Annotated in this window: 8 protein-coding genes; 7 read left to right on the forward strand and 1 reads right to left on the reverse strand. The window is 71.2% G+C overall.

Going from position 1 to position 8,587, the window contains the following annotated elements:
- The 7 genes from ACFE86_RS19440 to ACFE86_RS19470 form a co-directional block, all read left to right on the forward strand.
- Positions 1-191 (forward strand): hypothetical protein (locus tag ACFE86_RS19440; protein WP_375456968.1); only part of this gene is annotated, 191 nt, incomplete at its 5' end.
- 143 nt (positions 192-334) lie between these two features.
- Positions 335-1,363: a hopanoid-associated sugar epimerase gene (hpnA, locus tag ACFE86_RS19445; RefSeq protein ID WP_375456969.1), complete on the forward strand. Its 1,029-nt coding sequence runs from the start codon at positions 335-337 to the stop codon at positions 1,361-1,363.
- A complete protein-coding gene (gene hpnC / locus ACFE86_RS19450) occupies positions 1,360-2,259 on the forward strand; it encodes a squalene synthase HpnC (protein WP_375456970.1) in 900 nt (299 codons plus the stop codon). Before hpnA ends, hpnC begins: the two co-directional genes overlap by 4 nt.
- Positions 2,256-3,110: a presqualene diphosphate synthase HpnD gene (hpnD, locus tag ACFE86_RS19455; RefSeq protein ID WP_375456971.1), complete on the forward strand. Its 855-nt coding sequence runs from the start codon at positions 2,256-2,258 to the stop codon at positions 3,108-3,110. Before hpnC ends, hpnD begins: the two co-directional genes overlap by 4 nt.
- Complete coding sequence (gene hpnE, locus ACFE86_RS19460) at positions 3,110-4,396, forward strand: hydroxysqualene dehydroxylase HpnE (protein ID WP_375456972.1); 1,287 nt, start codon at positions 3,110-3,112, stop codon at positions 4,394-4,396. The genes hpnD and hpnE overlap by 1 nt, the downstream gene beginning before the upstream one ends.
- Before the next feature lie 42 nt (positions 4,397-4,438).
- Positions 4,439-6,451, forward strand: a complete 2,013-nt coding sequence (gene shc / locus ACFE86_RS19465; protein WP_375456973.1) for a squalene--hopene cyclase — start codon at positions 4,439-4,441, stop codon at positions 6,449-6,451.
- A gap of 282 nt (positions 6,452-6,733) precedes the next feature.
- Entirely contained in the window at positions 6,734-7,408 is a 675-nt protein-coding gene (locus ACFE86_RS19470; protein WP_375456974.1) for a phosphorylase, read from the forward strand.
- A 99-nt stretch (positions 7,409-7,507) separates the two neighbouring features.
- On the opposite strand, the gene hpnH is transcribed toward ACFE86_RS19470, so the two are convergent.
- Positions 7,508-8,587 (reverse strand): adenosyl-hopene transferase HpnH (gene hpnH, locus ACFE86_RS19475; protein ID WP_375456975.1); only part of this gene is annotated, 1,080 nt, incomplete at its 5' end.

Genomic DNA, 8,587 nt, shown 5'->3' on the forward strand with positions numbered 1-8,587 from the left:
CCGAGCGCGGCGTGCTCGACGCGATGCGCCTGCGGGTGCGCACCCTGACCCTGCCAGACACCTACCAGGACCACGACAGCCCCGACAAGATGTACGCCGACGCCGGGCTGGATGCCAAAAGTATCGTCAAACGCGTCGAAGACATCCTCCCAGAGCGGCAGGAGGGCCGTTCCCGCCTTCGCCTCGCCTGAGGGTTGACCCTCGCCTCGAACGACGGGCCGGGTGTGGCCCGGGTCGCCTTGCCGCGCGCGCCGTTCGATGACAAAAGCCGCCTTGTTGCGGTGCGGTGCCCAAGTTCAGGGCATCACTCCAGTCCTCTGACGATGCGAGCGTGATGGCAGAGGCCACCCATACCGGTTCCTCCGACATCGGCCCCGTGCTGATCACCGGCGCCAGCGGCTTCCTCGGTCCGGCGCTCGTCGACGTGTTCCGCGAGGCCGGCTTCCCGGTGCGCGTCATGGTGCGCGCGACGAGCCCGCGCACCAACCTGACCTGGACCGACGTGGAGATCGTCGAGGGCGACATGCGCGATCCGGCCGCCGCAGCGGCCGCGATGCGCGGCCAACGCTACCTGATCCACGCGGCCGCCGATTACCGCCTCTGGGCGCCCGACCGGGAGGAGATCGTCCGGACCAACCGCGACGGTACCCGCACCATGATGCGGGCGGCGCTGGACGCGGGCGTCGAGCGGGTGGTCTACACGTCGAGCGTCGCCACCATCAAGCCGCCGGGAGATGGGGCGGCGCCCTCCGACGAGACGCAAAGCTTGACCCCGGAGACCGCGATCGGCGCCTACAAGCGGAGCAAGGTCGTCGCCGAGCGCGTGGTCGAGGCGATGGTCGCGGGCGAGCGCCTGCCGGCCGTGATCGTCAATCCCTCGACGCCGATCGGGCCGCGCGACGTCAAGCCGACGCCGACGGGACGCATCATCCAGGAGGCGGCCTCGGGCCGGATGCCGGCCTTCGTCGATACCGGGCTCAACCTCGCGCACGTGGACGACGTCGCCGCCGGGCATCTGCTGGCGCTGCGCAAGGGCCGCATCGGCGAGCGGTACATCCTGGGCGGAGAGAACGTCCTGTTGTCGCAGATGCTCGCCGACATCGCGCGCCTGGTCGGCCGCAAGCCGCCGACCGTGAACCTGCCGCGCGCGGTCGTCTATCCGATCGCTTTCCTCTCCGAGCAGATGGCGCGGCTCACCGGCCGGCAGCCCTTCGCGACGATCGACGGCATCCGCATGTCGCGCTACCGGATGTTCTTCTCGGACGCCAAGGCGCGCACCGAACTCGGCTACGCCGCGCGGCCCTATCGCGCTGGGCTGTCGGACGCGATCGCGTGGTTCCGCGGGGCGGGGTATCTGCGATGAGCGCGCGGAACACGGCGACCGACCTGCGCTCGGGCAAGGGCGCGCGCGACGAGAACTTTCCGGTCGCCTCGCACCTGATCCACCCGCGAAACCGCGGCGCGATCCTCGCCTTCTACGGCTTCGTCCGCGCCGGCGACGACGTCGCCGACCACGCAGCCCTCTCGCCCGAGCGGAAGCTGGCGCTCCTCGACGGGCTCGCCGACGCGCTGACCGGCTCCGGCCCGTCCGATCCCGAGGCCGAACCGCTCAAGGCGGAACTCGCGGCACGCGGCCTGCCGCCCCGCCACGCGCTCGAACTGCTCGACGCCTTCCGCATGGACGCACGCAAGAGCCGCTACGCGACCTGGGACGAACTGATCCACTATTGCCGGTACTCGGCGATGCCGGTCGGCCGCTACGTGCTGGACGTACACGGCGAGGACCCGGGCCGGGTCTGGGCGGCCTCCGACGCGATCTGCGCCGCCCTCCAGATCGTCAACCACCTCCAGGATTGCGGCAAGGATTTTTGCGATCTCGACCGGGTCTACATCCCGCAGGAAACGCTCGACCGCCACGGCGCCACGGTCGCGATGCTCGGCGAGGCCAGGGCCACGCCGCACCTGCGCGCGGTGATCCGCGAACTGGCCGAGCGCACCCTTACCCTCCTCGACGACGGCAGGGCGCTGCCCGACCTGATCGACGACCTGCGCCTGTCCCTGGAGATCGCCGCCATCCACCGGCTCGCCGTGGTGCTCGCCCGCGGCCTGCTGGCGCGCGATCCGCTCTCCGAGACGGTCCATCACGGCAAGGCCGCGTTCGCGCTGACGGCGCTCGGCGGGATCGGCGCGACGCTGGCCCGCCGGCCGTTCCGCGGCCGGATCGTGCGCGCCGCGCCGCAGGGCAAGGCTTACCCATGAGCGCCGTCGCGACGCCGGCTCCCGACGCCACGGCCGCGGAGGCCCCTGCCCTCCCGGCGGCCGGTTCCTCGTTCTACACGGCCATGCGGCTGCTGCCGAAGCAGCGGCGCGCGGCGATGTATGCCGTCTACGCCTTCTGCCGGGCGGTCGACGACGTCGCCGACGACGGCGGCGCGGCGGATGTCCGCGCGGCCGAGCTCGACCGCTGGCGTGCCGACATCGACGGGCTCTATGCCGGCCGCCCGGCGCCGCGGGTGCGCGACCTCGTCGGTCCGGTGCGGCGCTACGACCTGAAGCGCGCGGATTTCCAGGCGGTCATCGACGGCATGGCGATGGATGCCTTCGCCGACATCGTCGCGCCGGACGCGGCGACGCTCGATCTCTACTGCGACCGGGTCGCGAGCGCGGTCGGGCGCCTCTCGGTGCGGATCTTCGGCATGCCCGAGGAGCTCGGCATCCGGCTGGCCTGGCACGAGGGCCGGGCGCTCCAGCTCACCAACATCCTGCGCGACATCGACGAGGATGCGGAGCGCGGCCGCCTCTATCTTCCGCGCGAGAAGCTCGCGGCGATCGGGCTCACCAGGCCAACGCCGCAGGAGGCGATCCTGCATCCGCGCCTCGGCGAGGTCTGCGCCGCCGTCGCGGCGGAGGCCGAGGCGCATTACGATGCTGCCTGGGCGATCATCGCGCAGAGCCCGCGCCGGGCGACCAAGGCGGCGCGGCTGATGGCGGCGGCCTACCGGCTGTACCTCGTCGCACTGCTCAGGCGCGGCTGGGCGATGCCGCGCGCGCGCGTGAAGCCGGGCAAGCTCGCGCTCGTCGCCGTGGCGCTCAGGCACGGCATCGTGTGATGGCAACGGTCCACGTCGTCGGTGCCGGGCTGGCGGGCCTGTCGGCTGCCGTGTCGCTCGCGGAGCGGGGCGCCCGCGTCGTCGTGCACGAGGCCGCCAAGCAGGCGGGCGGGCGCTGCCGCTCCTACTTCGACCCGACGCTGGGCCTCGAGATCGACAACGGCAACCACCTGCTGCTCTCGGGCAACGCCGACGCCCTCGACTTCCTGAAGCGCGTCGGCGCGCCGGACGATGCGCTCGCCGGCCCGGACGAGACCGCCTTCCCGTTCGCCGACCTGAAAACCGGCGAGCGGTGGACGCTGCGTCCCAATGCCGGCCGCGTGCCGTGGTGGGTGCTGAGCGAGGCCCGCCGCGTCCCCGGCAGCCGCGCGAAGGACTACCTCGCCCCGCTCGGCATCCTGCGCGCCGCCGCCGGCAAGGCGGACGGTGCCGGCGGCACCATCGGCGCGAGCATGGCCTGCGAAGGCCCGCTCTACGACCGGCTCTGGCACCCGGTCCTGCTCGCGGCGCTGAACACCGAGGTCACCGAGAGCGACGTCGGCCTCGCCGCCAAGATCCTGCGCGAGACCCTGGGCGCCGGCGGCAGGGCCTGCCGGCCGCTCGTTGCCGTGAAGGGCCTGTCCTATGCGTTCGTCGATCCGGCGCTCCGTCATCTCGAAGCGCGCGGCGGCACGGTTCGGTTCGGCCGGCGGCTGCGCGGCGTCGGCCTCGGCGCGGAGCGCATCGAGCGCCTCGACTTCGCGGACGGACCGATCGATCTCGGCGCCGGCGATTCGGTCGTCCTCGCCCTGCCGCCCTGGGTCGCCGCCGAGATGCTGCCGGGGCTGGCGGCCCCGGAACGCTTCCGCTCGATCGTCAACGCCCATTTCCGGATGGTGCCGAAGCCCGGCTCGCCGCTGATTCTCGGCATGGTGAATTCTCTCGCCGAATGGTTGTTTGCCTATCCCGACCGCTATTCCGTGACCATCAGCGGTGCCGACAGGCTGCTCGACGTACCGCGCGAAGATCTGGCCAAGCAGATCTGGGCGGAGATCGCGACGGTCGCGGAGCTTGCACCGGAACTGCCAAGCTGGCAGATCGTCAAGGAGAAGCGGGCGACCTTCGCCGCGACGCCGGCCGAGGCCGCGCGCCGTGCCGGTGCCGAAACCGCCCGGAAGAATCTCGTCCTGGCAGGCGACTGGACCGCGACCGGCCTGCCGTCGACGATCGAGGGAGCGATCCGATCGGGGAAGACCGCCGCGCGGGCGCTTTTGTGCGGCGCGGCACGCACGCGCGGCGCGGCGTGAGGCATGACGGCTGCATGGGCGCGGCCGGTTGAGGCGAGGACGATGCGACAGGCTGTGAACCGAGAGGTTGTGAACAAGGTCGAGGCGCTGCAACGCCCGAAGACCCAGGCGATCTCCCTCGAGGACGTGGATCGCGGCGTCGCGCTGGCGACGCGGGCGCTGGCCGCCCTGGCGCAGCACGACGGGCATATCTGCTTCGAGCTGGAGGCTGATGCCACGATCCCGTCCGAGTACGTCCTGTTCCACCAGTTCCGCGACACCCGGCCCCCCGAGGGGCTTGAGCCGAAGATCGGCAACTACCTGCGCCGCACGCAAGGTAAGCACGGCGGATGGGCCCTCGTCCACGAGGGGCCGTTCGACATGAGCTGCACCGTGAAGGCGTACTTCGCGCTCAAGATGATCGGCGACGACATCGAGGCGGCCCACATGCGCCGGGCCCGCGAGGCGATCCTGTCGCGGGGTGGCGCCGCGCAGTCCAACGTCTTCACCCGCTTCATCCTGGCGCTGTTCGGGCAGGTGCCGTGGTCGGCGGTGCCGGCGATGCCGGTCGAGGTGATGTTCCTGCCCCGGTGGTTCCCGTTCCACCTCGACAAGGTGTCGTACTGGGCGCGCTGCGTGATGGTGCCGCTGTTCGTGCTCCAGGCGATGAAGCCGCTGGCGAAGAACCCGCGCGGCATCGGCATCGGCGAACTGTTCCTGACGCCGCCTGCGAGCGTGCGCCGCTGGCCGGGCAGCCCACACGCGACCTGGCCGTGGACGCCGATCTTCGGCGCGATCGACCGGATGCTCCATCGGATCGAGCCGCACATGCCGCAGCGCCCGCGTAAGCGCGCCATGGAGAAGGCCCGCGCCTGGGTGAGCGAGCGCCTGAACGGCGAGCACGGCCTCGGCGCGATCTTCCCGGCGATGGTCAACACCGTGCTGATGTACGAGGCGATGGGCTACGGCCCGGACCATCCGCAGGTGCGGGTGGCCTGCGACGCCATCGAGAAGCTCGTCGTCGTCAAGGCGCACGAGGCCTACGTGCAGCCCTGCGTCTCGCCGGTCTGGGACACGGCGCTCGCCGGCCACGCGCTCCTGGAGGCCGGCGGCGCCGACGCCGAGGGGAAGGCGCGGGCCGGCCTCGACTGGCTGCTGCCGCGGCAGGTGCTCGACATCGCCGGCGACTGGGCGGCGGCCAAGCCCAAGGTCCGGCCCGGCGGCTGGGCCTTCCAGTACGCCAACGCGCACTACCCCGACCTCGACGACACCGCGGTCGTGGTGATGGCGATGGACCGCGCCATGCGCCAGCACGGGCTGGTGGCGAACATGCCCGACTACACCGCCTCGATCGCCCGCGCGCGCGAGTGGGTGGAGGGGCTGCAGTCGAAGGACGGCGGCTGGGCGGCGTTCGATGCCGACAACAACCACATGTACCTCAACCACATCCCGTTCTCGGACCACGGTGCGCTGCTCGACCCGCCGACCGCCGACGTCACCGCCCGCGTCGTCTCGATGCTGGCGCAGCTCGGCGAGACCCGCGAATCGTCGAAGGCGCTCGACCGCGGCGTGACCTACCTGCTGAACGACCAGGAGCAGGACGGAAGCTGGTACGGCCGCTGGGGCATGAACTTCATCTACGGCACGTGGTCGGTGCTGTGCGCGCTGAACGCGGCCGGCGTCGATCCGGCCTCGCCCGAAGTCCGCCGCTCGGTCGAATGGCTGATCCGCATCCAGAACCCGGACGGCGGCTGGGGCGAGGACGCGTCGAGCTACAAGATCGATCCGACCTTCGAGGCCGGCTCCTCGACCGCCTCGCAGACCGCCTGGGCGCTGCTCGCCCTGATGGCGGCGGGCGCCTGCGACGACCCGGCCGTGACCCGCGGCATCAACTTCCTCGCCCGCACCCAGGGAGCCGACGGCTTCTGGAACGAGGAGCGTTACACCGCCACCGGCTTCCCGCGGGTGTTCTACCTGCGCTACCACGGCTACCCGAAGTTCTTCCCGCTCTGGGCCATGGCGCGCTACCGCAACCTGAAGCGCGGCAACAGCCGGCAGGTCGCCTACGGGATGTGAGACGCCGCCCTTCCCTTCCGCCTTTGTCCACTGGGTTCATACATCGCGCAGGGTCGCCCGTTACGCTCTCCCTCCCCCCTTTGCGGGGGAGGGTGGCCCTCGCGTGAGCGAAGTCGGGAGAGGGGAGCGCGTTATCCGGAAGCGTCGCTCCCCTCTCCCGACCCGCTTCGCGGGCCACCCTCTCCCGCAGAGGGGAGAGGGAAGACCCGCGCATCGCACGAACGCGCCGTGCGATTTCTGAGTCCGGTGGCGCGGAAGGAAAATTCACCGCCGCGGAGTCCCATGCACCCCGTCCTCGCCGTCACCGGTCTCGCCAGGGAGGCCCGCCTCGCCGCAGGCCCGGGGGTGGAGGTGGTCGGCGCCGGGGGCTCGCCCGAACGCCTGCGCGCGCTGCTTGCCGCACGCCCGGCACCGGGCTGCCGGGCGGTCGTGAGCTTCGGCATCGCCGGCGGGCTCGATCCCGCCCTGGCGCCGGGCGCCGTCGTCATCGGCACCGCCATCGTGACGGAGACCGGCCGCCACGAGGCGGATGCCGCCATCCGGGGTGCTGTTCTCGCGGCGCTGGCGGCGGCCGGGCTGCGCGGGCGCGCCGCCGACATCGTCGGGGTCGAGGCGGCGGTGCTGAGCCGGGCGGCCAAGGCGGAACTGCGCGCGCGCACAGGAGCCGCCGCGGTCGACATGGAATCGCACGTCGCCGCCGCCTACGCCGCCCGTCACGGTCTGCCCTTCGCCGCGATCCGCGCGGTCTGCGATCCCGCCGACCGGGCGCTGCCGGCCTTTGCCGCGCACGCGCTGAAGCCGAACGGCGAACCGGACCTCCTCGCGGTGCTCGCGGCGCTTGCGCGGGGGCAGGCACGTATCGGCGAACTGGTCGGCCTCGCCCGCGACTCCGCCGCCGCCTTCAAGGGCCTCGGCCGTTGCCGCACGTGCCTGGGCGCAGGACTCGGCATCCCGTAGCGAACGCGCCGGGAACGCTCGGGCCTGCTCCTCGATCACGCACGAGAAAGCCCGCGACCATCGATGGTCGCGGGCCTCGTCACGCGGCGGGATCGGTGCTCACGCGGCGGTGCGCTTGCGGGCCTCGTCCTTGGTGTCGATGCCCGAGGCTTTGATCTCGGAGAGCTTCTGGGCGACGTTGCGCGAGAACACGAACTCGGCCGGGCGCTGATTCTCCAGGCTGACCTCGGGCGCCATGTCGCCCTCGGTGCGGATGCCGCGTATGGCTTGGACGAGGGGCTTCCAGGGTTTGCGCACCGAGTCGACCACCGAGGACGCCTCGTAGCCGGAATGCACCATGCAGTCGGCGCACTTCTCGTAGTTGCCGGTGCCGTAGGAATCCCAGTCCGTCTCCTCCATCAGTTCCTTGAAGGTCGCCGCATAGCCCTCGCCGAGGAGGTAGCAGGGCTTCTGCCAGCCGAACACCGTGCGGGTCGGGTTGCCCCACGGGGTGCAGTGATAGGTCTGGTTGCCGGCCAGGAAGTCGAGGAACAGGCCCGATTGCTGGAAGGTCCACTTCTCGCGGCCCTTCTCCTTGCCGTGGCGGAACACGCCGCGGAACAGGTCCTTCGTGGCCTTGCGGTTGAGGAAGTGCTTCTGGTCCGGCGCACGCTCGTAGGCGTAGCCGGGCGAGACGGTGATGCCGTCGATGCCCATCCGGGTCACGCTGTCGAAGAAGTTCGCGATCTTGTCCGGCGCGGAGTTGTTGAAGAACGTGCAGTTGATGGTGACGCGAAAACCCATCGCCTTGGCCTTGGCGATCGCCGCCACCGCCTTGTCGTAGACGCCGCGCTGGCACACCGAGCCGTCGTGCATCTCCTTGTCGCCGTCGAGGTGGATCGACCACGTGAAATACGGGCTCGGCGCGTAGTCCTTGATCTTCTTCTCAAGCAGCAGCGCGTTGGTGCAGACGATCGCGAACTTCCTCTGCGCGATGATGCCCTGCACGATCTGCGGCAGGTCCTTGTGCAGCAGCGGCTCGCCGCCGGCGATCACCACCACGGGTGCACCGCACTCGCGGACGGATTCGAGCGCGTCGGCGACCGGCAGGCGCTTGTTCAGGATCTCGTCCGGATAATCGATCTTGCCGCAGCCGGCGCAGGCGAGGTTGCAGCGGAACAGGGGCTCCATCATCATCAC

It is taken from the genome of uncultured Methylobacterium sp., from assembly GCF_964244095.1.
Lineage (GTDB): Bacteria > Pseudomonadota > Alphaproteobacteria > Rhizobiales > Beijerinckiaceae > Methylobacterium.